General features: G+C 40.0%; 21 protein-coding genes. 15 read left to right on the top strand and 6 right to left on the bottom strand.

The features are described 5' to 3' along the window. Positions 1-83: 83 nt before the first annotated feature. On the top strand, positions 84-2,144 hold the full coding sequence (gene fdhF, locus ACFPA1_RS13155) for a formate dehydrogenase subunit alpha (protein ID WP_378583572.1): 2,061 nt from the start codon (positions 84-86) through the stop codon (positions 2,142-2,144). A 220-nt stretch (positions 2,145-2,364) separates the two neighbouring features. After that, positions 2,365-3,210, top strand: coding sequence for a 3D domain-containing protein (locus ACFPA1_RS13150; RefSeq protein ID WP_378583570.1), 846 nt, complete (start codon positions 2,365-2,367; stop codon positions 3,208-3,210). Between the two features lie 208 nt (positions 3,211-3,418). On the opposite strand, the gene ACFPA1_RS13145 is transcribed toward ACFPA1_RS13150, so the two are convergent. Together ACFPA1_RS13145 and ACFPA1_RS13140 are read right to left on the bottom strand one after the other, a co-directional pair. Then, on the bottom strand, positions 3,419-4,726 hold the full coding sequence (locus ACFPA1_RS13145) for an MFS transporter (RefSeq protein WP_213145193.1): 1,308 nt from the start codon (positions 4,724-4,726) through the stop codon (positions 3,419-3,421). Between the two features lie 218 nt (positions 4,727-4,944). Next, entirely contained in the window at positions 4,945-6,435 is a 1,491-nt protein-coding gene (locus ACFPA1_RS13140) for an MFS transporter (protein WP_213145194.1), read from the bottom strand. A 307-nt stretch (positions 6,436-6,742) separates the two neighbouring features. Here ACFPA1_RS13140 and ACFPA1_RS13135 point away from each other — a divergent pair, with 307 nt between their 5' ends. From ACFPA1_RS13135 to ACFPA1_RS13125, 3 genes are all read left to right on the top strand, one after another. After that, complete coding sequence (locus tag ACFPA1_RS13135; protein WP_213145195.1) at positions 6,743-8,083, top strand: TrkH family potassium uptake protein; 1,341 nt, start codon at positions 6,743-6,745, stop codon at positions 8,081-8,083. Positions 8,084-8,111: 28 nt separating this feature from the next. Continuing rightward, positions 8,112-8,765 (top strand): potassium channel family protein, encoded by a 654-nt coding sequence (locus tag ACFPA1_RS13130; protein WP_213145196.1) that lies wholly within the window; start codon positions 8,112-8,114, stop codon positions 8,763-8,765. A gap of 71 nt (positions 8,766-8,836) precedes the next feature. After that, on the top strand, positions 8,837-9,985 hold the full coding sequence (locus tag ACFPA1_RS13125; RefSeq protein WP_378583567.1) for an acyl-CoA dehydrogenase family protein: 1,149 nt from the start codon (positions 8,837-8,839) through the stop codon (positions 9,983-9,985). Between the two features lie 70 nt (positions 9,986-10,055). Here the strand turns inward: ACFPA1_RS13125 and ACFPA1_RS13120 are convergent, their stop codons facing one another. Together ACFPA1_RS13120 and ACFPA1_RS13115 are read right to left on the bottom strand one after the other, a co-directional pair. Further along, positions 10,056-10,217 carry a hypothetical protein gene (locus ACFPA1_RS13120; protein ID WP_241113956.1) on the bottom strand — a complete coding sequence of 54 codons (162 nt, stop codon included), beginning with the start codon at positions 10,215-10,217 and terminating at the stop codon, positions 10,056-10,058. A gap of 36 nt (positions 10,218-10,253) precedes the next feature. Next, entirely contained in the window at positions 10,254-10,433 is a 180-nt protein-coding gene (locus tag ACFPA1_RS13115) for an H-type small acid-soluble spore protein (RefSeq protein ID WP_213145198.1), read from the bottom strand. Positions 10,434-10,865: 432 nt separating this feature from the next. Between ACFPA1_RS13115 and ACFPA1_RS13110 the strand changes: the two genes are divergently transcribed. The 3 genes from ACFPA1_RS13110 (at position 10,866) to ACFPA1_RS13100 (ending at position 17,745) form a co-directional block, all read left to right on the top strand. Beyond that, a complete protein-coding gene (locus tag ACFPA1_RS13110; protein WP_213145199.1) occupies positions 10,866-12,824 on the top strand; it encodes an LTA synthase family protein in 1,959 nt (652 codons plus the stop codon). Positions 12,825-12,974: 150 nt separating this feature from the next. After that, complete coding sequence (locus tag ACFPA1_RS13105) at positions 12,975-16,376, top strand: hypothetical protein (RefSeq protein ID WP_378583562.1); 3,402 nt, start codon at positions 12,975-12,977, stop codon at positions 16,374-16,376. A 208-nt stretch (positions 16,377-16,584) separates the two neighbouring features. Further along, on the top strand, positions 16,585-17,745 hold the full coding sequence (locus ACFPA1_RS13100) for a cation:proton antiporter (RefSeq protein WP_213145201.1): 1,161 nt from the start codon (positions 16,585-16,587) through the stop codon (positions 17,743-17,745). Between the two features lie 38 nt (positions 17,746-17,783). Here ACFPA1_RS13100 and ACFPA1_RS13095 read toward each other — a convergent pair whose 3' ends face one another. Then, entirely contained in the window at positions 17,784-19,262 is a 1,479-nt protein-coding gene (locus ACFPA1_RS13095; RefSeq protein WP_378583560.1) for a cbb3-type cytochrome c oxidase subunit I, read from the bottom strand. A 2-nt stretch (positions 19,263-19,264) separates the two neighbouring features. Then, positions 19,265-19,801: a cytochrome c oxidase subunit II gene (locus ACFPA1_RS13090; protein WP_213145203.1), complete on the bottom strand. Its 537-nt coding sequence runs from the start codon at positions 19,799-19,801 to the stop codon at positions 19,265-19,267. A 232-nt stretch (positions 19,802-20,033) separates the two neighbouring features. Here ACFPA1_RS13090 and ACFPA1_RS13085 point away from each other — a divergent pair, with 232 nt between their 5' ends. The 7 genes from ACFPA1_RS13085 (at position 20,034) to ACFPA1_RS13055 (ending at position 26,621) form a co-directional block, all read left to right on the top strand. Then, positions 20,034-20,165, top strand: a complete 132-nt coding sequence (locus ACFPA1_RS13085; RefSeq protein ID WP_284035935.1) for a hypothetical protein — start codon at positions 20,034-20,036, stop codon at positions 20,163-20,165. 222 nt (positions 20,166-20,387) lie between these two features. Next, positions 20,388-21,386, top strand: coding sequence for an ABC transporter substrate-binding protein (locus tag ACFPA1_RS13080; RefSeq protein ID WP_213145204.1), 999 nt, complete (start codon positions 20,388-20,390; stop codon positions 21,384-21,386). Between the two features lie 162 nt (positions 21,387-21,548). Next, positions 21,549-22,580, top strand: a complete 1,032-nt coding sequence (locus ACFPA1_RS13075; RefSeq protein WP_378583553.1) for an ABC transporter permease — start codon at positions 21,549-21,551, stop codon at positions 22,578-22,580. Next, a complete protein-coding gene (locus ACFPA1_RS13070) occupies positions 22,555-23,349 on the top strand; it encodes an ABC transporter ATP-binding protein (RefSeq protein ID WP_213145206.1) in 795 nt (264 codons plus the stop codon). The genes ACFPA1_RS13075 and ACFPA1_RS13070 overlap by 26 nt, the downstream gene beginning before the upstream one ends. Before the next feature lie 221 nt (positions 23,350-23,570). Beyond that, positions 23,571-24,686 (top strand): 4-hydroxyphenylpyruvate dioxygenase, encoded by a 1,116-nt coding sequence (hppD, locus tag ACFPA1_RS13065; RefSeq protein WP_378583549.1) that lies wholly within the window; start codon positions 23,571-23,573, stop codon positions 24,684-24,686. Between the two features lie 40 nt (positions 24,687-24,726). After that, positions 24,727-25,890 (top strand): homogentisate 1,2-dioxygenase, encoded by a 1,164-nt coding sequence (locus tag ACFPA1_RS13060; protein WP_213145208.1) that lies wholly within the window; start codon positions 24,727-24,729, stop codon positions 25,888-25,890. Between the two features lie 110 nt (positions 25,891-26,000). Continuing rightward, positions 26,001-26,621: an NUDIX hydrolase gene (locus tag ACFPA1_RS13055; RefSeq protein ID WP_213145209.1), complete on the top strand. Its 621-nt coding sequence runs from the start codon at positions 26,001-26,003 to the stop codon at positions 26,619-26,621. Positions 26,622-26,667: the final 46 nt, after the last annotated feature.

Raw genomic sequence — 26,667 nt, 5'->3', positions numbered from 1 at the left:
TTTGCAAAAAAGGAAGCCGTAAATGTAATAATTAGATTAATATGATTATATAGATAGTTTAGTTATCACAGGGAGGGAGCATTTTGGGTGAAGCAAATTTAGTCAAGACAATTTGCGGCTATTGCGGTACAGGCTGCGGATTAGTCCTAGAGGTTCAGGATAATAAAATCGTCAAAATCCGCGGTGACAAGGAAGCACCGGTTAACAAAGGACAAACTTGTGTCAAAGGTGCATTTGCCTATGAGTATGTCCATGCCAAAAACCGGCTGACAGCACCTTTAATAAGAAGGGCCGGGGAACTGGTGGAAACTACTTGGGAAGAAGCTTATCAATTTATTGCAAGCAAACTTTCCGACGTAAAAAGCAAGTGGGGATCAAATGCCATCAGCATGTTCGCTTGTGCGAGAAGCACAAACGAATCAAATTATGTAACACAAAAATTTATGAGGACGGTTATTGGCAGTAACAATATTGACGGCTGCAACCGAACGTGACATGCGCCAAGCGTTGCCGGTCTGGCAACTATTTTTGGAAGCGGTTTCCCAACAAACACTTTGGAGGATATCGACAAAGCAGAGGTATTACTCCTAATGGGCTCTAACACGACAGAGGCACACCCGATTATCGCTAATCGCATGAAAAAAGCAGCAAAAGCCGGCCTCAAAATCATTGTCGTCGACCCAAGAAAAATAGAAATGACAAAAGTGGCCCACCGCCACCTGCAAATCAATGTAGGCACTGATATTGCCCTAATAAATGCCTTGATTCGGGTAATTCTAAAGGAAGGTCTTTATAATCAAAAATTTATTGAGCAATTTACAATTGATTTTGATAAACTGGCAAATCAGGTTGAGCTATATACACCGGAATATTCGGCCAAGATCACAGGTCTTGCCCCGGAAGAAATCGTGGCCACTGCCAGGGACTATGCAAATGCGAGCGCTTCGATGATTGCTTATACACTAGGAATTACCGAACATCACTGTGGGGTGAACAATGTTTTCGACATTGCCAATCTTGCCCTTTTAACCGGGAACATTGGAAAGCCAGGCTCCGGAATTATGCCGCTAAGGGGACAAAATAATGTTCAAGGTGCTGGTGACATGGGCTGTCTTCCAAATCAATTGGCAGGAGCAATGAGCTTAACTAATGATGAATACAGAGCACGTTATGAAAAGGAATGGAATATTACCCTAAATCCCCAGGCGGGCGACACCCAAACCAGGACATTTGATCGGCTTGAGATGGGAGAGCTAAAAGGACTTTATGTGATTGGGGAAAATCCACTTCTCGCCGATGTTGATATGAACCATACAAAAACATTGTTGAAAAAGCTGGATTTATTAATCGTTCAGGACATTTTTCTGACTGAAACCGCGAAAATGGCTGATGTTGTGCTTCCTGCCCGTTCCTGGGGTGAAGTCGAAGGGACTTACACAAACACGGACCGGCGGATCCAACGAGTACGTAAGGCAGTCGAGCCAGGTCCGAATACAAAGGAAGATTGGGTCATTCTTTGCGAGCTGGCGACATTGATGGGTTATCCAATGCATTATAACAAGAGCGAAGAAATTTGGGATGAAGTCAGGAAAATCGCATGGGAAATGTACGGGGGCATTTCGTATGAGCGACTGGAGAAGGAATACAGCATTCATTACCCTTGTCCAGATGAAAACCACCCGGGTACATTTATTATGCATGAAAGGTTCCATCAAACCGAAGCGGCTTCTAAAAAAGCTCCTTTTGTGCCTGTCGATTATACACCGCCTATGGAGCCACCGGATGAAGAGTATCCTTTTACGTTGACGACAGGCAGACGTTATGAGTCGTACAACACGCATACACAGACTCGGCATTACGCTGCGGGAGTGAAAATAAAACAGACTGAAGAGACTGTTGATATCCATCCTGAAGACGCCAAATCTCTTGGAATAGTCGATGGGGAAGTCGTCCAAGTCCGTTCACGAAGAGGAGACCTTCAAGTAAAAGCCAAAATTACAGAACAGGTTGTACCGGGGCTTGTCTTTATGAGTTTTCACTGGAGCGAAACACCGACTAACGTATTAACTTTAAATGAATATGATCCGATTTCGGGAACAGCCGAATATAAAGCTTGTGCCGTAGCGATTGAGCGATTAAGCTAAATAAGTAATAAAGAATAGTGGAAATGAGCAATCCACTATTCTTTTTTTCCTGTATCGCCAAATCATGGACAGACTGGAAGGTTCTGATGCGTTAGAAATGCTATTGTAATATAACTGCCATTCTTGTTAATGAATTAACATCTCCTTGTTCTTTTTCTGTTAAGAAACCATGTTAAGATTACCTTAGACATGCTTCGATGGGAACATAGGAGGTAGTTAAATGATTTTTAAAATAAAAACATTCATTGCAGCTATTGGATTATCAGCGGGTTTTGGGGTGCATGCACATGCTGCAGCGCTGGCAGTGCCTCAAGTGGACTCTTTAAAAGAACAGCCAATAATGAATATTACAAATGTGCAAACTTTTGATGATTGGATGAAAATATCAACTCTAAATGATATTCCAATGTTACAAAGTGAAAAACAATTGATTGTTAACAAAACAGATACTTTCTGGGACAGTGCTAATCACATTCAAGAATCAGTCGCTAAAGCAAATGAAACGATTATTAGTCCGGAAACACAGATTGTTGCTCCAAAAGTTGTGGAGAACAATGAGCAGAAACCAGAAACTGCTGCACCAATACAAGACAAACCTGAAATAGCCGTTAGCCAGCAGGATAACAGCAAACCACAGGAACAGCCTGTTGTCGAAAATAAGGCGTCTGCTGAAACGCCTGACAATAACAATCAAAATAATAATGCTGTCGAAGCAACTACAAATGATAATAATAACAACACCATCGATGCACAGCCGGTTGTAAATCAAAATCAACCAAAGGAGATCACTGTAGATGCCACTGCTTATACAGCTTCATGTGAAGGCTGCTCCGGCATTACCAAAACGGGTATAGATATAAAGGCTAACCCAAATGCAAAAGTGATTGCAGTAGATCCAGCAGTCATACCACTTGGAAGCAAGGTATATGTTGAGGGATACGGTGAAGCAATTGCAGGTGATATTGGCGGGGGAATTAATGGACATGAAATTGATGTGTTTATCCCTTCAGAACAAGATGCACTTAAATGGGGACGTAAAACAATTACAGTTAAAATATTAAACTAGAATAAGCCGGATCAAAATCCGGCCTGTCTAATTGTCGAGAAAGGGTATTTTTCTCGGCAATTTTTTTTATTAATTGTCTCTGTTAATGGGCCTGTTGAAAAGCCTTATATTAATAATTATATAATGTATTAACACGGAGAATTGTTAAAGGGAATAAGTAAAATAAAAGGCTATCGAATGTTTTTCGACAGCCTGACAAGCCGGATGATTATCCGGCTTGTTTTGCTAGTTCTTGGGTTTTTGAAACAGTAGCTTTTCTTTGATAGAAGTACCAGTTTAATGCGAATGAAATTGCATAAAATCCAATAAAGAAATAAAACGCTGTTACTGGTGTTCCTGTGGCATTAACAGACCAGCCGAATAGTTTTGGAATTAAGAATGATCCGTAAGCGGCAAATGCTGCTGAAAAGCCTATAACTGGTGCTGCTTCCTTTGGTATGAAAATATTTGGAATCATTTGGAAAGTAGAACCAGAACCAATCCCTGATGCAAGGAACAAAATTAAGAAAGAAATTAAAAATCCTGCAAATTGTTTAGCATTAAGGAAATAGATTACTCCAATAGCACCAATTGTCATAACAACAAATACATAGGCTGTAACCTTTGCTCCACCCAGTTTATCTGCAATCCAACCGCCTACAGGTCTAGCGGCAGCTGCCACTAGCGCTCCAAGGAAAGCAAGTGAAATGTATTCAGGGAATTGGGATTTTAATAATAACGGGAATGCTGCTGAATACCCAATGAACGATCCAAATGTACCGATATAAAGAATGGTCATAATCCATGTGTGTTTCCGCTTAACGATCACAAATTGATCTGCTACTGATTGTTTTGTGCCTGGAACGTTATCCATTTTAAATGCTGCAAGTAATGTTACAATCACAATTGGGATAACCCAAACAAATGCTGCGTTTTGTAACCAAACTTCTTGACCGTTAGATAAAACCTGCTTACCGCCAATTAAGGCAAATGTTCCAGAAGTAATGACTAATGGAGTGATAAATTGAACAACTGAAACTCCCATATTTCCTAAGCCGCCGTTAATTCCAAGAGCAGTTCCTTTTTCACTCTTTGGAAAGAAAAAGCTGATATTCGCACTTGAAGATGAGAAGTTACCGCCGCCTAATCCGCACAGTGCAGCAAGAGTCAGCATAATAGAATATGGCGTATCTGGGTTTTGTACTGCAAAGCCAATTCCAATAGCTGGTATCGCTAATATCGCAGTTGAAATGACGGTCCAGTTTTTGCCGCCTATCGTTCCGACTGCAAATGTATAAACAAAGCGAAGTGTTGCTCCGACAAGACCAGGGATAGCGGCTAAAGTAAAGAGCTGTTCCTCCGTAAAGTTAAAGCCAATATCATTTAAGCGTATGGCAACCACTGACCAAATTTGCCAAACGATGAAGGCAAGCATTAATGATGGGACGGAGATCCATAGATTTCTTTTTGCGTGTTTTTTTCCTTCTGCTTTCCAGAACTTTTCGTCTTCTGGGTTCCAATACGTTATTCGAGCCATTTTGATTTCCTCCAATGTGGATTTCTATTTTTAAAATGTTAGTTTAGTTGTTTATGATGTTAATATAAACCAAAGGATAACACGATTTTTGTGACGAACGTCACAAAAGTAGTGAAGGAACTGTGAACTCGCTCAAGTTGACAAAAAGTTGTAATAAATTTACCGTGTTGGCAAAAAAAAGAGACCTTCTTAACGAAGATCCCTGTAGCTTTTTAACTTTACGCACTTTCCTCTTTAAACATCCCAACGTAATTTTTGGTTTCACCTAAATCATCTTTAATCGCTGTTATAGTCAGCCATTCCTTATAAATCTCATTATTTTTACGCTTATTCCAAATGTGCCCTTCCCAGTATCCTGTCGATGAAAGGCTCGCCCACATTTGCTTGTAAAATTCGTTGTTATGCTCTCCGGACTGTAAAACGCTTGGGGTCTTTCCGATTACTTCCTCCTGTTGATAACCGGTAATTTTCGTGAAAGCCGGATTTACCCTTAGAATGATTCCATGTGGATCAGTGACGCATATTCCATCGACGGCATGGTTCACAATTTGTGTGGAAATATCAAGTTTTTCTTGGAAGTAAAGCCATACGACAATGACCAGACTGGCCAATGAAAATTCAGATAGGGCCATGAATCCAATGGCATAATGACCTGTAAGATTAAAGAGAATGGTTAGTATAATTGGTGGAAAAAAGCCTCCAAGTCCTCCCATTGCGGAAACAATGCCATTAACAATTCCGGCCTGCTTTGAAAAATAGAGAGGAACCAGTTTAAAAATAGCCCCATTTCCGATTCCAGCAAAGAATGCAACTAATAAACAGCCAAAAGAATAAATAGGCAGGGAGGGTGTAAAAGACAGTAGAAAGCCGGCAAATGTAAGGCTGAAGAAAACAGTTGCAAGAATCATAAAAGGATTTACTTTATCCCCTAACCATCCGCCGACCGGACGGAAAAGAGTAGCCAAAGCAATAAAACCTGCAGTACGTAGACCTGCGTCCACCTTCGATAGCTCAAAGTGATTCACTAAGAAGGACGGCAGATAAATCGTAAAGGCCACAAAGGCTCCAAAGGTTATAAAATAAAACAAGCTTAAAAACCAAAGCTTCGGATTTCGATAAACTTTATTAATTTGTTCCGATAATGGAAGGTTAGCCCTTTGTTCCTCACGGTCACCAAAAAGAAAATTTAATAAGGCAAAAATGATCACAATGACCAGATATATTTGTATCGTTGTTCTCCAGCCAAACTCATTGGCCAGTATCGGTGCGAGGAAGGATGTAATAGCTGTGCCGATATTACCTGCACCATATATGCCATTAATAAAACCATGCTTTGTTTTGGCATAATATTTTGGGAGAGAAGTTACTCCAACGGAAAATATCGCTCCGCCAATCCCAAGCACAAATCCGCCTGCAATTAACATAAACATTGAATTGGCATAACTGATGATGGCAATCGGTACGACGAGAAGTACAAAACTGATTGAAAATAATATTCTTGCTCCAAAGCGATTAGTCCAATAGCCGATTGGAACTCTAAGGAGTGACCCAAGTATAACAGGTACCGCTGTGGCCCAGGCAATTTCCGTTGAAGAAAGTGCAATATCTGCCTTAATAAAAGGCATTAATGAAGAAATGAGCACCCATACCATAAACCCGCCGATTAGGCTTCCTGTTTGCAAAAATAGCTGCTTTGTTCCTTGATTCATTCATATTCCTCCTCTGCCCTACAATAAATTAAAAATAAATCTTCCTAATTTATTTCATGCACCACCAACGAATTATTTCCTCCGAAGCATTATATTACATAAAACTGTCACATTCTGTGAGGAATGACACATAAATGTAGGAAAATTGTTTAATAAAGTTCAAAATTCAGCAGTATCAGCCAATGTTATAGGGTGAGAAGAAGGATAGAATGTCAATAGAATTCATATTTCATGGACGGAATGGAAAATATATGACAAGAGTTTCGACTTTTAGGCATTTTAAAGTTAAAAGGTGAGGAAGGAATGTATGAAACGAAAAAAAAGATTTTATCTTGACCCGCCACAAATACTTGTGCTTGGATTTGCTCTAATTATTTTGCTTGGCGCAATCCTGTTGACCCTCCCAGTTTCTACAATGGATGGAAAAGGTCTGCATTTTTTAAATGCCTTGTTTACTGCAACTTCAGCCACCTGCGTGACAGGCCTGGTGGTGGTAGATACGGGAACCACTTTTACTTTGTTCGGCCAATTGGTCATTTTATCCATGATTCAAGTAGGCGGCCTGGGCTTTATGACGTTTGCCACCCTGTTTGCCTTCCTCCTCGGTAAAAGAATTTCATTAAAAGAGCGAATCCTCCTTCAGGAATCCTTAAATAATATTTCGATGGAGGGGATTGTCCGCCTCGCAAAACGGATTTTAATTTTTACATTCGTCATTGAGTTAACAGGTGCAGTACTATTAACCATTCGATTTTCATTTGATTTTCCCATTGGAAAAGCCATTTACTATGGAGTATTTCATTCCATTTCGAATTTTAATAATGCCGGTTTTGATTTGATGGGTGAATTTCATAGCTTAACAAGTTATGTAGACGACCCAATTGTTACCTTAACAGTTTGTGCATTAATAGTATTGGGCGGAATTGGCTTCATCGTTATGAATGATCTTTACGAATATCGACTCTCCAAGAAGTTATCCCTGCATACAAAGATTGTTCTTGTTACCACGATTTTTTTTGTGGCACTTGGAACAGTCGGAATTTTCTTCCTTGAACTTACAAATGATAAAACGATTAAGCCATTAACACTGTCTGGAAAAATCCTTGGTTCCCTATTTCAATCGGTAACAGCAAGAACGGCAGGGGCAAATACCTTAAGCATCGGCGACCTAAGACATGCTTCGTTATTTTTGATAATTTTACTTATGTTTATTGGTGCATCCCCAGGTTCTACTGGTGGCGGGATTAAAACGACCACTTTTACCACTTTAATGGGAGCGGTTTGGTCGCAAATCCGCGGGAAAGAGGATGTGATTTTCTACAGGCAGCGAATTGGTTATGAAACGATTTATAAGGCCCTTACGGTAACACTTAGTGGACTGTTTCTCGTTATGGTGGTTACACTTGTCCTCACTATAACCGAAACTGGGAAGGACTTTTTAATGATAATGTTTGAAGCGACTTCTGCATTTGCAACAGTCGGCCTCTCGATGGGACTGACACCAGAACTGTCTTCTATCGGCAAAGGAATCATTATATTTACGATGTTTGCTGGACGGGTTGGACCGCTCACAATCGCTTATGCAGTCACCATACGCAGAAACCCGGATGCTTTCCGATATCCTAAAGGCAAAATCATGATTGGCTAAACTGACAGCAAGGAGGAAACTTCGAAAAATGGCAGATCAATTTGCAGTTATTGGATTAGGCAGGTTTGGACTAAGCATCGCCAATAAGTTATATGAATCTGGAAGGGATGTGCTCGGTGTTGATGTAAACGAGGAAAGGGCAGATGAGGCACAGAGCTATGTAACCCATTCCGTTATCGCTGATTCGACCGATCCGGAGGCGTTAAAATCAATTGGAATTCGCAATTTTGATACCGTCATAGTCGCAATCGGCAATGATATTCAGGCCAGCATCTTAAGTGTCTTGCTATTAAAGGAATTAGGGGTTAAGAAAGTCATTGCCAAAGCCTTAAATAAACTCCATGGGGAAGTTTTAAAAAAGGTAGGGGCCGATTGGGTTGTCTTTCCGGAGCGGGATATGGGAATAAGAGTGGCCCATCAACTGATATCCCCAAAGGTGCTGAACTTTATTGAATTGTCCAAGGATTATAGTGTTGAAGAAGTAAAAATACCGGAAAAAATGACGGATAAAACCTTAAGAGAACTCGATTTGCGTGCCAAGTATAATCTTAGCGTCATCGCAATTCGCCACCATGACGATATTTTTATTTCCCCTTCACCTGATAAAATCATAGACCACGGTGATGTTCTAGTCGTCATTGGAGAAAACCGAGACCTTGAGCGATTTGCAAATCTCGAATAATCTAAGTCCCCCCATTTGAATGGGGGGATTTTATTTGCGAAAATATAATTATGTTGAGAGGAGAGGTCGAGATGAAATTTACTGATTTAGAAACCACTACAGAACGGTTAGAATTAATGAAAACATTAGCAAATCGTTTCCAATCGAGAGCCCATAAGCTAGATGCGGAGGGTGGGTTTCCTTTTGATAATATTCAAGACCTGAAAGACACGGGCTATACCACATTAACAGTACCTAAAAAGTATGGCGGGAAGGGAATCTCTCTTTACGAAATGATTAAACTTCAAGAACTGATTGCTGAAGGGGATGGTTCAACTGCCCTGGCGATTGGCTGGCATATGGGCATTATTTATAATTTGAACGAAAAAAATTCATGGAAAGAACCTATTTTCAAATTTTTATGTGAACAGGTAATGGCAGGCTCGTTAATTAACAGCGCTGCCACTGAACCAAAAACAGGGAGCCCGACGCGCGGCGGCAGGCCGGAGACAACGGCTGAACAAAAGGGCGGCAGGTGGCTTCTCAATGGCAGGAAAACCTTTACCACCATGTCTCCAGTTCTTGATTATTTTATCGTCAGTGCAAGTCTAAAGGGTACTGAGGAAATTGCAAATTTTCTTATTCCTCGATCTGCTGAAGGACTAAAAATCGAGGAAACATGGGACGTTATAGCCATGAGGGGGACGGGAAGCCATGATTTGGTATTGGAGGATGTCATTATACCAGAAGAGCATATAGTCGAGCCAATTAAACCGGGTAAAAAGAGGGCGATGGGCTGGCTGCTTCATATTCCTGCCTGCTATTTAGGAATTGCGAAAGCGGCAAAAAGGTCTTCCATAAATTTTGCCAAGGAATATTCGCCAAATAGTATCCAAGGTACAATAATTGATTTGCCAAATGTTCAGCAAAAAATTGGGGAAATGGAATTGAAAATCATGCAGGCGGAATTTTTCTTGTATGGTGCCGCCAAACAATGGGATGAATCAACTGAGGAAGAAAGAGAAAAGCTGGCTTCTGTATTGGGGGCCGCTAAATTAACGGTGACAAATTCCGCCATTTCCATCGTGGACCTTGCAATGAGAATAGTCGGGGCAAAAAGTCTTTCATCCCAAAGCCCTCTGCAGCGTTATTACCGTGACGTGAGGGCAGGGCTCCATAATCCGCCAATGGATGACATGACCATCCAGCTGCTGGCAAAGCATAGTATTACCAATAACTAACCTGTAGTAACGAACAGACCAATTAAAGTACAATCAAAAAAAGTGTAAGGCAGGAACTAAGCTTCCTGCCTTACACCATGTCCTCATTTTCCTTTTCGAGATCAGCCGGCTGCGGCTGTGCTTGTTGAGTAATTGTTCCTAGAACTTCCCTATCATATTTACCTGGGTCTTTTCCTGCACCAGGCGCAATATTAGACATAGGCAGCTGTTCCATTTCTTTCCCTCGCGGCATTTATATTCATTCCTTTATTATAAAGTAAGAAATATTTTACTCTTCGATAAGCTCACTGATTTCCACTGTTGTTCTTTCTTCAAGCGGCCCGCGCAAATGGACGGTCGCGGTTCTTCCATCCTCATTTAACTGGTCAATCCATACAGATGCACCATTGTATTTAACCATGATATCAGCGGATGAAGATAGGATTTGTTTTACCCTATTGACATTCATTACTTTCACTCCTCCATTAATAATCATTTTAGTCTGTGATGAAAGAAGTGATTTTATGCAACGATGTCTATGTAGCCGCTTTCTTCTATTATATATACAAAAAACTCCTATAAAAGATAAGACTAATATCCGATTGCATACGAAGAACCGAATGTATATGCTAGTTAGAAATACAATTCTACAGAAAAGCCGGAAAGAAAAATAAGGCAGTCCAAAAAAATAAATTAATAAGAAAATGCTGAAACTAAATTTAATTTCATTCGTCTAATATTATTGAGTTTGAAAATAGTCATGTCCAACTCCCAAATAGCATAAGAATAAAGGGACATTCAGCATCATGTTAATGTTTTTCTTTTTATAGAAAATATGATATAGTTATTGAGGTTCGTTTACCGAAGTTAAATTTGGTAAGTGAGAGGAGAAGTTTTAAAAATGATTAAGGAAAGACTTTTAAAAAAAGTAAACAAAAGTCATATTACATTTTACATCATTGCCGTTGTTTTATTTTGGCTAAAAACCTACGCGGCATATCAAATTGAATTTAATTTAGGAATTGATAACAGCCTCCAAGAATTTTTATTATTTATCAATCCATTGAGTTCGGCGTTATTCTTTTTTGGAATTGCCTTGCTCTTTAAAAAGCGTACTAAGCTTGTTATGATTATCACAAATTTTATACTGTCCTTTTTACTTTACGCAAACATTGCTTATTATCGCTTTTTTAATGATTTTATAACCGTACCTGTTTTAATGCAGACGAAAACAAATGCCGGACAATTGGGCGATAGCGCTCTTTCACTCATGTCCCCACTTGATATTTTTTATTTTACAGACTTCTTTATTCTAATTGCCCTTGCGTTAACCATGTTCAAACAAGTGACGGTTACGAACAGGAAGTCATTTAAAATCGTTCTTTTGTTTTCGATTACGACATTTTTGTTTAACTTGGGTCTTGCGGAAAAGGATCGTCCGCAGCTATTGACTCGTTCTTTTGACCGAAATTATTTAGTGAAATATCTTGGTGCATATAACTTCACGATTTATGATGTCATTCAAAATATCAAATCATCGAGCCAAAGAGCATTGGCAAATTCAACAGATGTTACTGCGGTAGAAAACTATGTTAAAGCGAATCATGCCGCACCAAATCCTGATTACTTTGGCAAGGCAAAGGGAATGAATGTGATTTATGTTTCAATGGAATCATTTCAAACCTTTATGATTGATTACAAGATGCAGGATGGCCAGGAAGTTACACCGTTTCTAAATTCATTAACACATGATCAGAATACATTTTATTTTGAAAACTTTTTCCATCAAACTGGGCAGGGGAAAACCTCGGATGCCGAGTTTTTAATGGAAAACTCATTATACCCGATGGCTCAAGGTGCTGTGTTTGTCAACAAAGCCCAAAACACTTATCAGGCTATGCCGGCCATTTTAAAAGGGAACGGCTATAATTCAGCCGTCTTCCATGGCAACTATAAAACATTCTGGAATCGAAATGTAATGTATAAGGCCTTAGGGTATGATCAGTTTTTTGATGCGGAATATTACAACATGACGGATGAAAACACGAAAAACTATGGCTTAAAGGATAAACCGTTCTTTGCTGAGTCTATGCCAATGCTAAAGAGCTTAAAGCAGCCTTTCTATACAAAGTTTATTACCTTATCGAATCATTTTCCTTTCGAAATGGATCCGGAGGACACAGACTTCCCTGCAGGTAATACTGAAGATACGGTCGTTAATCAATACTTCCAATCTGCGCATTATATGGATCAGGCATTGGAACAGTTCTTTAATGATTTAAAGGCTGCAGGTTTATATGATAATACAGTGGTTGTTATGTACGGTGACCATTATGGCATTTCCGAAAACCACAACGATGCCATGGCACAAGTGCTAGGAGTGGATGAAATAACTCCTGCTATTAATGCTAAATTACAGCGGGTCCCTTTATTTATCCATGTACCAGGAGTACAAGGCGGGATTCAAAAGCAATTTGGCGGCGAAGTAGATGTTCGTCCGACCGTTCTTCATTTGCTTGGTATTGATACGAAGGATTACCTTGAGTTTGGCTCAGATTTACTGTCGCCAAATCATCGCAATTGGGCTTTATTCAGAAACGGGGATTTTGTTTCCTCAGATGTTATTCAAGTAAAAGACAAATGCTATTCGACCGAAACAGGTGAGCTTCTTGAGAATTCAGAGGCGTGCAAGGATATTGCTGAAAAGGTAAGCTCAGAACTGCAAATGTCTGATGAAGTTGTCTACAAAGACCTGCTTCGTTTTTATCAGCCGGAAGGATATACGTCAATCAATCCGAACGACTATGAATACCTGGGACCTAAAACAGGCAAGACATCTAAAACAACTGAAAGCAACTAAACCAGAGGGAAGATGAAAATCTTCCCTCTTTTGTTTTTCCTAATTTTTGAAATAAAAATGTTGAAAAATCCTAATAATAGTGTAAAATTTCACTAAAGGGATATAATTGTATTTAGTGGAAAAATGTTCATTAATGGAGAAGGTGATGAAATGGAACCTAGCAAAAGAGAAGAGAGGCGAAAAATTTTTCGCCAGGAGCTTTTCACTCTTAGAGAAGAAGGATACCTTTCTGAGGCAATCGTCGAAACGGTTGCAAAAGCACACCATCAATACCATTTGGATTTATTAGAACATGAGAGAATACCTATTCAAACGAAAAAAACGGAGCCTGTCAAAAAAACGGAACCAAAACCCCAAAAGGCTAAAAAGGTACTAACAGCGGAAGAGATTCGTGAGAGAAATATCACTTGGTCATTAAACATTGGAGTTATCTTTTTGTTGATTGGCGGATTATTCGTAGCCACAAGCAATTGGGAATCCATGACAAGTGTGATGAAAAGCGGATCCATTGCAGTGGTTGCATTAATGTTTTTTGGAATCGCCATGCTTGCAAAAAAGGTACTGAAAATTGAAAAAACAGCGTTTGCCTTTATTGTTCTTGGGAGTTTATTTCTGCCTATTTTTATCTTATCGTTAGGCTGGTTTGGACTATTAGGCGGGTATTTATCCATCAATGGAGAAGGCAGATATTTGCTTGGTATGCTGGGGAGTATTGTTCCGGTCATTGTTTATCTTCATTTCGCCAAAAACTTGGGATCCAGGCTGTTCGTCTGGTTTTCCTATGTATCGGTTTCTGCGGGTGCTGCTTTTTTGCTGGCAGGACTAAAACTAAATGTCGACTTCTTTTATTTTGGGATGATGCTGTTTAATGCGGTTGTTATTTTTATTTATCACCAGCTTAAAGGCAAAGAAACTTATAAATTGTTTACCAAAGAATTTGTGCCCTTTATACAGGTCAATCTCGTCCTTTGCACCTTATTCATGCTGTTTTTATATGACAATGAGGTTCTCTATAGTTTTAACCTTCTTTTGACCGCTGTGGTTTATTTATCGATGATGTATGTAAGTGGAAGAAAGGAATATCACTTCATATTTAGTGTGATGATTGTTTATGGAGCTTATCAGTTGATTGAAAACAGTTTCCTGGATTACTTTGGAGAGATTGTCTATGCCTTAATCGGTTTTGCCTTTGTGTTTATTCCGAAAGCGCTAGATAATAAGTTTTCACTTGATCGGGTATTTCAATATACAAGTGCCATTATCTCTGGTTTTGCTTTTATTTATATTAGCTTGGAGGGCATTTTACTCCGCTCCGGAAGTCCTTCTCTTGTACTAATGCTTGCCTATTTTATCATAGCAGCAAACTTTATCTATTTAGCTTATAGCAGCGGAAAAAAACTGTTTCCATATTTAAGTTCTGCTTTCATGGCATCAGGACTTTATGAGGCAATCTATTTAGTCTTATGGAAAATCGAAGGTATTGATATTTTATTATCGATATTTTGCAGTGGATTCCTCTTGTTCACTTTAATCGGAGTAGTAAGAGTTAAATGGCTATCTATTATTCATACAAGTTCCAAGGATGTTGGCTTAGCAGTAATGACTGCTAGCTTAATGGCCGCTATCCTGTTTAACCAATGGTGGGAGCTTGGGGTTATGCTGCTTCTAACGGTTATGGTCACTTATTTGATTTTGAAGAAGGAAGCAAGCGTTATTTTTAAGGAAATGGCTCTTTGGACTCTGCCAGTTTCACTTGGTTTTTCAGTGGTTAGCTTTGGACAGGAATTAAATATACGAAATGAATACTATTCTGTTGAGTTTGGAAATGCTGTCAATTTTGCGGCAGGGGCCATTCTGGTGGTCTTATCAGCAGTACTTTGGAAAAAGTGGAGTGAGAAAAAGTTAATCAAAACTTCCCTTTTTTCATCGGCCAGCCTTTATGCGATTGCCATTGCCCATGCTTTATTTGGGCCAGTTAACCAGTTATGGGTACAGCCAATAATTATTGCAATTGGCGTTGCACTTTACTTTTACCTATATAAAAAGATTGGAACGGAGTGGGCACCGTTTCTTGTAAGCATCAACACAATGTTAGTTTATTTTTCGGTCATCCATTCCGTTTCCCTAAAGTTTGAATTTGGCCAACTCACGAGTTCCTTAATGGCTACAACAAGTGCAGTTTTCTTGCTGGGGATCGCTTACTTAACCAGAAAAATAGATTCCGTCTTGTCAGCTGCCTTTGTTTGGACGGGGCATATCTTATATCCAATTGCGCTGGCATCTACGTTGGTTCTTTATCACACGGAGGCGCTATATAGCTTTGCCATATCATTGATTGTATACGGTCTGAGTGCAAATTTGGCCAAAAAAGAATGGAATATCAAAATATTCCTTTACGGTGCTTTTACTTCGTTATTTTTACTAATTTCAACTGGTATGGATAAATGGCTGGATTCTGTTGTGGGATTGTATGAATTCCCAATTACAGCGGCTTTAATTCTATTATTCTCCTTGCTGGTGAATGATGAATATAAAAAGAGAACGGCCAACTACTTGATTCCATTCGCTATTTTCGGAATTGGCTGTCTTCTTTGGACGTATCCGTTTACCTGGCAGCCTTATATCGTGATAATTGCATACACTTTGGTCACATTACTTTATTTGCATAAAACAAAATGGGATGTGCTTGGTATCATTCCGTTGTTTTTCTTGTTTGCGGCAACGGCACAATTTTCTTATTTAGGTGACCTGACCCCTGTACAAAACTTGCTCCTTTCAGGCGGGGTGGGGATTTTGATGTCGGCAATTGGCCATAAGGTATACGAAAAGCTGATAACCAAGGGAACAAATCTTATTACTTTCAATATAGACGGCTATACCATCATTTCCTTTTTGTATTTTTGGCTTATGTACTTCTTTATGGATGAATCACTATGGAGTCATGCTCTCCCTGGCATATTATTTGCCGGTAACTTTTTCTTGCAAAGAAAAAGAGTACCAGCAAACTTCTCGGTTTTTATGGGGATAATTGGCCTCGCTTATTTATTGCAGCCATACTATGCCATTATTGGGCTCCTCGATATTCCTCTTTTATGGGCGAGGGAAGTTCAGGTACTGCCTTTCATTGTCCTGGTGATATTTATTCGCCGCTTATTAAAAGGCAGGTACTCACAAATAACTAAAACGATTCAATGGGCCGTCCTTATCATTGTTTCATTATTATTAATCCAGGATGGGCTGGCAAGCAATACTATTTATGATGCCATTATTCTTGGTTCCCTTTCCTTACTGTCCATGCTTGCGGGAATGTATTTGCAAATAAAAGCTTACTTTTTTACAGGTGCAGGTGTTTTACTTCTGAATGTATTTTTGCAGACAAGACCTTATTGGGGGAATATGCCATGGTGGGCTTATTTGTTAATCGCCGGACTTATTCTGATTACTGTAGCCAGCTTTAACGAATGGCATAAACAAAAACTCCTGAAAGGGGAAACGACTTTTATTACTGTTTTAAAGGAAATGACAATTGATCGAATCAAGAGATGGGATTAACCCATCTGGAATTTTGTCTATATTTCTTGAAAAATACCATAAAGTCTGTTACTATAGTGTTAACTTAATATTTGTCATTTAGGAGGAGTCTGTCACTTAGGGATACGTATGCCCTTTGTTGACAGGCTTTTTTTGTTTCCATTTTTGTGAAGAGTCTGTTTGTAAAATTCAGACTCTTTTTTATTTTTTAGAAGGAAAGGTGATTTTGATGGAATTATTATTTCAATTGGCGGTTATTTTAATTGCCTCCAAAATAGCGGGGGATATCAGTGTCAGACTGGGACAGCCTTCTGTGTTGGGAAAACTGGTTATCGGTATTATTCTAGGGCCGGCTGTTTTAGGGCTAGTCGATGAAACAACGACACTAGAACAGCTCAGCCAAATAGGAGTCATTTTGTTAATGTTCATTGCCGGCATGGAAACAGATTTGGATGAATTTAAGCGTTCAGGAAAAGCTGCCACCTTTGTGGGGTTAAGCGGAATAATTGTTCCTTTGGCGGTCGGTTTTCTGGCCGGAATTCTCATGAATATGACCACGATAGAAGCCATATTTTTAGGGCTGCTTCTTTCCGCCACAAGTGTCAGTATTTCTGTCCAGGCGCTTAAAGAGTTAAATAAAATGCAGTCAAAAGAGGGAGCAGCAATTCTTGGGGCAGCGGTCATCGATGATGTCGTGGTTATTATTGCACTGGCGTTTTTAATGAGCATGGCTGGCGGCGATGTGAATTTAAGCATAGTCATTATTAAAAAGGTGCTCTTTTTCGGTGGTGCCATTTTAGCGGCGTGGAAGCTTGTTCCATGGATTTTAAAAAAGTTTGCCCCATTAAAGGTTACCGAGTCAGTCATTTCCGCGGCATTAATCATTTGTTTTCTTTATGCGTATTTAGCTGAGGTAACTGGTGTGGCAGCCATTATTGGTGCGTATATTGCGGGTGTGGCGATCAGTTTAACAGACTTCAAAAAGGAAGTCTTTGAAAAGGTGGAAACAATCGGCTATTCAATTTTTGTTCCAGTGTTCTTTACATCGATTGGTATAAAGGCTAGCTTCGAAGGCCTTGCGCAAAATATCGGTCTTATTATTGTCCTTAGCATAATTGCTATTTTAACAAAACTTATTGGTGCAGCTGCGGGCGCTAAAATGGCCCATTTCTCATGGAACAGTTCGCTTGGAATCGGTGCAGCCATGGTTTCCCGAGGTGAGGTTGCTTTGATTCTTGCCACAATCGGTATTGAGGCTAAATTAATTAACCAGCAGCTATTTTCCATCCTAGTTATCGTTGTTCTTGTGACTACAATTGTAACCCCGCCAATGATGAAGTTTTTCTTTCAGCGAGGCGTCAAGCAAAATGCAATGAAGAGTACGGCATAAAGGAAGAGGCTGCCCTCCTGGGGCAGCCTCTTGCCGTATCAGCTGACAGATTTTAATGGACTTGACAGTGTATTGTCAGGTGTCTTTTTGCCAACGTTCCGCAATCCCATTATAAATCTGGTGGTAAATATTAAGGCTGCAGCAATAATGAAAATCCCGCACAATGCCCCCACTTGGTCAGATCCTGTCCACTCAGGTAAGTGCACGGCCCACCTTCTCGGTGCACTTATTTTTCCGGCATAAAGGAATGAACCAACCAATCCGGTAAAGAAAATAAAATAAGTGGAAATAGCTAATTTATCAAAACCTGTTTGTTTCTGAGTACCTTCTGTTTTATTGAAGTAATACATGAAACCGAAAATCATCGCGATTACGCCCATTCCCATGTAGGTATGGAAATGGCCGGGAACCCATTTCGTGTTGTGCATGACATGGTTAACGACAATGGTTGCATCAATAATAGCCGGTACAGCGCCTGCCACCCAGCCAAACATCGCCAGGAACATCATGCTTGAGGCAAAATCCCATTTCACGCTAGAGCGGAAAATAATCATTAAGGCGCCATAGGCTGTTACTACCATGACAGGAAGGCCGTTCGCATAGGAAAATACTTGTCCGATAATCAGCATCCATCGCGGTACGGCAAAGTCCATTAACAGATGGTGAGTATAAATCATAAGTGTGAATAAGGTAGAGAAGTTCCAAGCAATCAAAAAGGCTTTATTTGATTTCCATGGACGTCCTGTATATTCCTGCAGGATTTCATAAACCGCAATAACAGCCATATAAATTGTACAGTTAGCGAAAATATGGCCAAACGCATAGGTCAAATGCTTTGCAAGCATCGGATCAAAGGTGAAATCTGGATTGATAATGTTTATGATTGATTCCATTAGTGCAGTAGCACCAGCAAGAATTCCAACTGAATTAGCAATAATTACCATTGTTGTTGCCACAACTGCCGCCGGCGGTCCATATCCCTGTTTCCCTCTAAAGATATAATCCCAGCCCAGAGATTTTCCTAAGCCGCCGTATTCCTTGATCAGTCTTGCTGCCAAATAGAAATACATAACAAGGTAGCCGACACCAAGAATTAGAAGCCCAAACAGGAACAACAATGCCCCAGTCATCCCTTTGAATTTTGCTGAAAACGATGGAAGCGGGTACAGGAACGTCCATCCATCCGAAAAATTAAATCCGAAAATGGCGGTCAGAATTAAAACAACACCAATTAAAGACAAGGCCAAATTGGCAAAAAAGACTTTATGATTTAATTGGATATATTTTGATAGAAAGTACCACATGATGGCACTGCCGCCCAATGAAGCAATTCCAATCATACCTGTTCCATGAATGGTCATCACCTTATAAAACATCTCCGGTGAAATTTTAACAACATTTCCTTGGTTCAATAGCATAATTACGCCGAAAATCATCATCAGAACCAGTACAACTGAGGTAACCACTAACGAAAAAGCCACGCCTTTTTTAATAGATTTACGTGCATTGTTACTCATATTTAGTTACCTCCTTTTGGCTTGACGACAATATCCTTAATCATGACATGATGTCCGGTACTGCAATATTCCAAGCATAATATTTTGTAGGTGCCCGGTTTTGTAAATGTTATCTCCACTACATTGGTATATTCAGGCATTGCCTGCGTCTGGGCAATTAACTGCATGTTTGGATCATATAGTCCAAATCCATGGGTTACATCCTTGCTAGTGACACGAAACTGAACAGGTTCTCCAACGACAAAGTGGTCATCACTTAGTTCCCAGGAAAATTGCATCCCCGCAACATCCACAATCTTGCTTTTTGTATCTGCTTTGGCATGCTGGGCATGATAAGGCAGTTTACTTAATGACAGGGCAGTAGCGAACCCCATCACAGCAACAAGCCCTAAAAAATAAAACTTCCGGATTTTGTAGCCTTTCTCTTGAATAGGCCCATACTCTCGTTGTTTCCTCGACTCCCCATAAACGAAAGAAAAAGCAAGTGCAATGAGGAAAACAAAGAACAGTGTAGCGTACCATGCAATAGATTGGTACATGAAATCCCCTCCCAATATTGTTTCAAAAAACAAGTCATCCCCCAACAACTTGTTATTCCTTTACATTTTAATGTCCTTCTTGTGACAAAATAGTGAAAAAAATCATACATTCCAGTAAAACTGAAAATTTTCCTATTTAAATAACTTTTTTTCAAAAAAAATAGGAAAGTACCCCCAACATTTACATAACGTATTCGAATATTTTAGTAAATTACTATACTCGGGAGGTTAGATGATGGGAACCTTATTGATTGACATTGACAAATTACTAGAAGCTACTTCAGATCTAACATCTGAGAAAAATATTGGAAAATTGAAACCGGTAGAAATTGACAAGCTGCTTGACCGTACAAAAGATTGGTAAAAATCAGGACCTAGTTCCTCCGAATACTTTTTATAGATTTTGCCTTCCATTATTGGAAGGTTTTTTTTATTAAAAAAAATACTAAAACAGTGAAACTCTTTTGATTTGCCGCTTTAAAGCAAAAAATAAATTTTGAATTTTCTATTGCTTTTGTACTAAAAAAATACTAGAATAATTTTTAATATAATTAATTTTTAGAAAATAAATTAGGGGGATTACTTAATGAAGAAAAAAGTAAAAGGTCTTTCCATAGCTCTAGCCGGAATGCTGCTTCTTGCCGGCTGTGGAAGTAAGGAAACTTCCAGCGGCTCGGAAAAAGGCGGGGCAGATAAGGAATTTAAAGTCGGAATCAGCCAGTTTGCACCGCACCCTTCTTTGGATGCAGCAACAGAAGGCTTTAAGAAGGCATTAGCAGACAAAGGAATCAAAGTGAAGTTTGATGAACAAAATGCTCAAGCAGATATGAACAACACCCAAACAATTGCTAAGAATTTTGTAGGTGACAAGGTTGATTTAATCTTTGCAAATGCTACTCCAAGTGCTACAGCAGCCTTGAATGCAACAAAAGACATTCCAATTATTTTTACATCTGTAACTGATCCGGTTGGCGCAGGTCTAGTAAAAGCTTTTGACCAGCCTGGAAAAAATATTACAGGAACAACTGATAACCATCCAGAAGCAACAAAGAAAACAATAAATTTCATTACGGATGAAGTAAAAGCCAAGAATGTTGGCGTCATTTATAACTCCGGTGAGCAAAATTCCGAAGTCCAAGTAAAAGAGGTCAAGAAATTAGTAGAAGAGAAGGGTGCTAAGCTTGTAGAGGTTTCTGTTGCCAATACTTCAGAGGTTAAGCAGGCAGCTGAATCCTTGGTAGGCCGAGTGGATGCCATTTACGTACCGACTGACAATACGGTTGTTACGGCTCTTGATTCAGTTATCAGCGTAGCTAACAGCAAAAAAATTCCTCTGTTTGTCGGTGAACTTGATTCTATGAAAAAAGGTGCCGTTGCAGCAACTGGATTCAATTATTATGACATTGGCTATCAATCTGGTGTAATGGCTGCTGACATTTTATCCGGAAAGAAAAAAACTTCCGAAATTCCGGTTGAGCTGCCGAAGACTTTAAAATTGGTCATTAATAAAAAAGCTGCCGAAGCTCAAGGACTTGAAGTGAAAGAAGAATGGAGCAAGCTTGGCGAGTTTTATGACGGGAAATAGAAAAGCGGAAGCGCCTAGGCGCTGGAGCTAGACAAATAAGAGTGACGAATAGATTATCAGGAGTCAATCTTTCTTTAGGATTGACTCCTTATGTGCTTGACACAAATTAATGTAGGTCAAATTGTTTTTGGCTAAATGTCAAAAAAGGAAAGGATGAACACAATGTTTACAGCCATATTTGGATCATTCGAGGCAGGTATCATCTATGCGATTATGGCGCTGGGCGTCTATCTATCCTTTCGTATTCTAGATTTCCCGGATTTAACGGTAGATGGAAGTTTTGTTACAGGAGGCGCTATTGCCGCGGTCATGATTGCGGGGGGAGCGAATCCCTTTTTAGCAACTATAATGGCTTTATTTGCCGGTTTTCTTGCTGGATGTATGACCGGGATCCTGCATACCTTTGGAAAAATTAACAATCTGCTTGCCGGTATTCTAATGATGATTGCCCTCTACTCCATTAACTTAAGAATCATGGGGCGTTCCAACATTCCATTATTAAATACGGATACAGCCTTCACGAAAATTGGCGATATTTTCGAAAAATCAGGAATTGATTCTTTCCTTAACGGACTGCTAACGGCAGCAGGCTTAGGTGACAGTCTTCCTGAAACATGGGGCATTCTTATTTTCATGCTTGTGGTTACCTTTATGATTAAATTCCTGACTGATTGGTTTTTACAAACGGAAATCGGGCTTGCTGTCAGAGCGACAGGAAATAATCAGCGCATGATTCGCAGTTTTTCAGCTAATACAAATCTTTTGACTGTTCTTGGTTTGGGACTTTCCAATGCTTTGGTAGCTTTTTCCGGAGCACTGATTGCCCAGCAAGGCGGTTTTGCGGATGTTGGAATGGGTATTGGTATGATTATTATCGGGCTTGCATCTGTTATTATTGGTGAAGCATTGTTCGGTACTAAAACAATTGCCAGAACTACACTTGCTGTTATTGGAGGCTCCATTATCTACCGGATTGTCGTTTCAATGGCACTAAGAATTGAATTCCTCGATCCAGGAGATATGAAGCTGATAACCGCCATAATTGTCATTCTTGCTTTGACAACACCTAAGATTATTGAGCGTTCAAAAGAGAAAAAGCGGAAAGCTCGCAGAAAAGCAGAAAAACTGGGCGTAATGCAAGCATCTGTAGAGCGGAAGGGTGAAAATCATGCTGCAGTTAAATCAGATTCATAAAATTTTCAACGAGGGTTCGCCGGATGAAAAGATTGCCATTGATCATATTAATTTAACTATGAAAAAGGGAGATTTCGTTACAGTTATCGGAAGTAACGGAGCGGGTAAGTCAACGCTGATGAATATTATTTCCGGCGGTATACTACCTGATATTGGGGAAGTTTTTATCGACGGTAAAAATGTGACCACAATGTCCGAGTATAAACGTGCCAAAATGATTGGCCGCGTCTTCCAGGATCCGATGGCCGGTACCGCACCAAGCATGACAATTGAAGAGAATCTGGCAATGGCATATTCCCGGAATAAAACAAGAACCCTTAGCAGGGGTGTTACAAAAAAACGCCGCGATTATTTCCGGGAGGTTTTAGAGTCGCTTCATCTTGGACTGGAAAATCGTCTCAGTGCAAAGGTCGGGCTCCTGTCAGGTGGGGAACGTCAAGCCTTATCATTATTAATGGCAACGTTCACAGAGCCATCCATTCTCCTTTTGGATGAACATACCGCTGCCCTTGATCCATCTCGTGCAGAGTTAATTACGAATTTGACAAAGGAAATCGTCGATAAGTATAAGCTTACTACCTTAATGGTTACCCATAATATGCAGCAGGCTATAGACCTTGGGAACCGCTTGATTATGATGGATAAAGGTCAAATAATTTTAGAAGTAAACGAGGAACAGAAGAAAGGTCTAACTATTGAAGGATTACTCGAGGAATTCAAACGAATCCGCGGCGTCCAAATGGCTAGCGACCGGGCCGTCCTCTCGTAAAATATTTTTTTGCTGGAAAGACGGACAATATTTTATTGAAATACATTTCCAACACTTAAATAGTAGAAACATACCGCTGTCTGGTATGTTTCTTTTTTATTTTAAAAAAATTAGTGTTTAATGCCTCAAAGCGTTATTGCTTTGCACTCTATTCTTGAGGGAATAGGCTGCCTCTTTTTACAATGTATTTATATTATAAATAAAGCTAAGGGGGGTAAAACATGAAAGAAAGGATATCGAGAGCAGAGCAGTTGGTCGAGGACTTTTTCCCAGTGAGGGACGTGGATTATATAGAAATTTATACCGGGAATGCCAAGCAGGCATGCCATTATTTTTGTACTGCCTTTGGATTTAGGCCAATTGCCTATTCCGGGCTTGAAACCGGGAATCGCGAAAACGTTTCCTATGTATTGAAACAGGGAAATATCCGCCTTGTTCTTACCGGATCCTACACAGAAAATACGCGGACAGCACTATTTGTTAAAAAACATGGTGACGGCGTAAAGGATGTGGCCCTGCTGGTTGACGATGTTACAAAGGCCTTTGAGGAGGCAGTAAACAGAGGAGCTATTGCAATTGCCGCTCCATTTGAAATGAAAGATGAAAATGGTGTCGTGAAAAAAGCCGTTCTCGGTACCTACGGCGATACCATTCATACGCTTATAGAACGGAAAAATTATCAAGGTGCCTTTTTACCTGGGTATAAGCCTTATTCTAACAATCTGCCGGTAGAGGGAACAGGTTTAATTGGGTTTGACCATGTTGTTGGCAATGTTGAAAGCATGGAGGAATGGGTAGAGTACTATTCCAAGGTGATGGGCTTTAAGGAAATGAAGCATTTTAGTGATAAGGATATCACAACCGAATATTCGGCACTCATGTCAAAAGTGATGCATAACGGCGGTAGAATCAAATTCCCGATTAATGAACCTGCAGAGGGTAAGCGCAAGTCGCAAATTCAAGAATACCTGGAATTCTATAATGGCCCGGGGGTTCAGCATCTGGCCATTTTAACTGAGGATATCGTTTCAACGGTAACGGCGTTAAGGAAAAATGGTGTGGAATTCCTATCTACTCCGGGAGCCTATTATGATTCATTAGCAGAGCGGATTGGAAAGATTGATGAAGAGATTGGAAAACTGCGTGAATTGAATATTTTAGTAGACCGTGATGATGAGGGATATTTGCTGCAAATCTTCACAAAGCCGATTGTCGACCGTCCGACCCTCTTTATTGAAATCATCCAGCGTAAAGGGGCAAGGGGCTTTGGTGAAGGAAACTTTAAGGCTCTATTTGAATCCATTGAACGGGAGCAGGAGAAAAGAGGAAATCTATAAAAATAGAATATTAGCTGTTTTTAAAAGGGCGTGGTGAAGAATGTACTACCGTCAAATGGGAAAGCTGCCCCGCAAGCGGCATACGATATTTAAAAAAGAGGATGGGAGCCTTTATAGAGAGCAGGTTATGGGTACCAGGGGGTTTTCCGGCACACAATCAATTCTTTACCATCATTATATGCCGACAGAAGTTGTAAAAGTGGAACTAAAGGGCAGTTATCTTCCGGAATATGAAGAGCAGCAACCGCTTAAGCATCGGCATTTTTTTACAAATAAAATTAACAGGCGTGGAGATTTCTTAAACGCAAGAGAGTACCTTTTGGGAAATCAAGATTTGTTAATCGGGACAGCGACTGTCACAGAAGGGATAAACAGCTTTTATCGAAATGGTGACGGAGATGAGATGCTGTTTATTCATACCGGCACAGGAAAGCTGGAGACGATGTTTGGGACGTTATCGTACGGACCAGGTGATTACCTGCTCATTCCGATAGGAACAATTTACAGATTGATTCCTAAAGGTGCTGAACCGACAAAGATGCTGTTTGTTGAGGCATTCAGTCAAATCACGACACCTCGGCGTTATCGGAACGAATACGGGCAGCTGCTGGAGCATAGTCCGTTTTGCGAACGGGACATCCGCGGTCCGGAAAGGTTAGAAACCTATAATCAATCTGGGGAATTCGAGGTGTTAACGAAGTCACGCGAGGCTATCCATTCGCACATTATTGGCCATCATCCGCTTGATGTGGCAGGCTGGGACGGTTATTTGTACCCGTGGGCCTTTAATATAGAAAACTTTGAACCAATTACAGGAAGGATTCATCAGCCGCCGCCGGTTCATCAAACATTTGAAGGAAACAATTTTGTTGTTTGTTCATTTGTTCCGCGTCTTTACGATTATCATCCTGAGGCCATCCCGGCACCATATTATCATAGCAATGTAAACAGTGACGAGCTTCTCTATTATGTAAAGGGCAATTTTATGAGCCGTAAGGGTATCCAGGAAGGATCGATTACCCTGCACCCGAGCGGAATTCCGCATGGACCTCACCCGGGGAAAACGGAGGCGAGCATTGGGAAGAAAGAGACACTTGAATTGGCTGTTATGATTGATACCTTTCACCCATTGAAGGCTGTAAAAAATGCTCATGAATATGAGGACCCTGCCTATATGTATTCCTGGTACGAAAGGAAAGAATAGAATGGCTGAAGCAATCCAACATTAAGGTTGGGTTGTTTTTTCATTTAAGGAGGATTATTTTAATAAAAATGGTATGCTTTAGATAGAGGTTTTTGTGAGAGGTGAAATGAATGAAATTGGAAGCTATATTAGCAAAATTAAAGGAGCATACTCCAGAAATACTAGGGAGCAAGAAATTTTCAAAATATGCAGTTATGGTGCCGCTAGTATTAAAAGGTGATGAAGTTCATGTCTTATTTGAGGTTCGGTCTCTTCAGTTAAAAAGACAGCCGGGTGAAATCTGTTTTCCTGGCGGAAAGATTGATTCCCATGACGAGGACGCTGAAGCCGCTGCCATCCGTGAGACAAATGAGGAACTCCGGATTGACAGAGAAGAGATATCAAAAGTCTATCCGCTTGATTACATGGTTTCGCCCTTTGGCATGATTATATATCCTTATGCAGGGTTCATAAAGAATCCGGAAAAGGTAAACCCAAATCCATCTGAAGTTGGAGAAGTATTTACCGTGCCGTTGTCCTTCTTTTTTGAAAAAGAGCCGGAAGTTTATCATATTGAATTTAAAATGGAGCCGGAAAAAAATTTTCCGTTTGATTTGATTGTTGGCGGTGAGAATTATAATTGGCGTGCACGAGGGATGGAGGAATATTTCTATCTTTATGAAGATAAAGTCATTTGGGGATTGACAGCCAGAATTCTTGCCCATTTTATTGAGCTAATCCGCGGAGAATAAGCTTTCACTCAGGCAGTGTGTTTATCGTAAAATGCACTGTTTTTTT

Origin of the sequence: Neobacillus sp. GCM10023253, assembly GCF_042653105.1 — a bacterium.
Taxonomy (GTDB): Bacteria; Bacillota; Bacilli; order Bacillales; family Cytobacillaceae; genus Neobacillus; species Neobacillus citreus.
The sequence above is the reverse complement of the archived record's forward strand: the minus strand, read 5'-3'. Positions and strand labels throughout refer to the sequence as shown.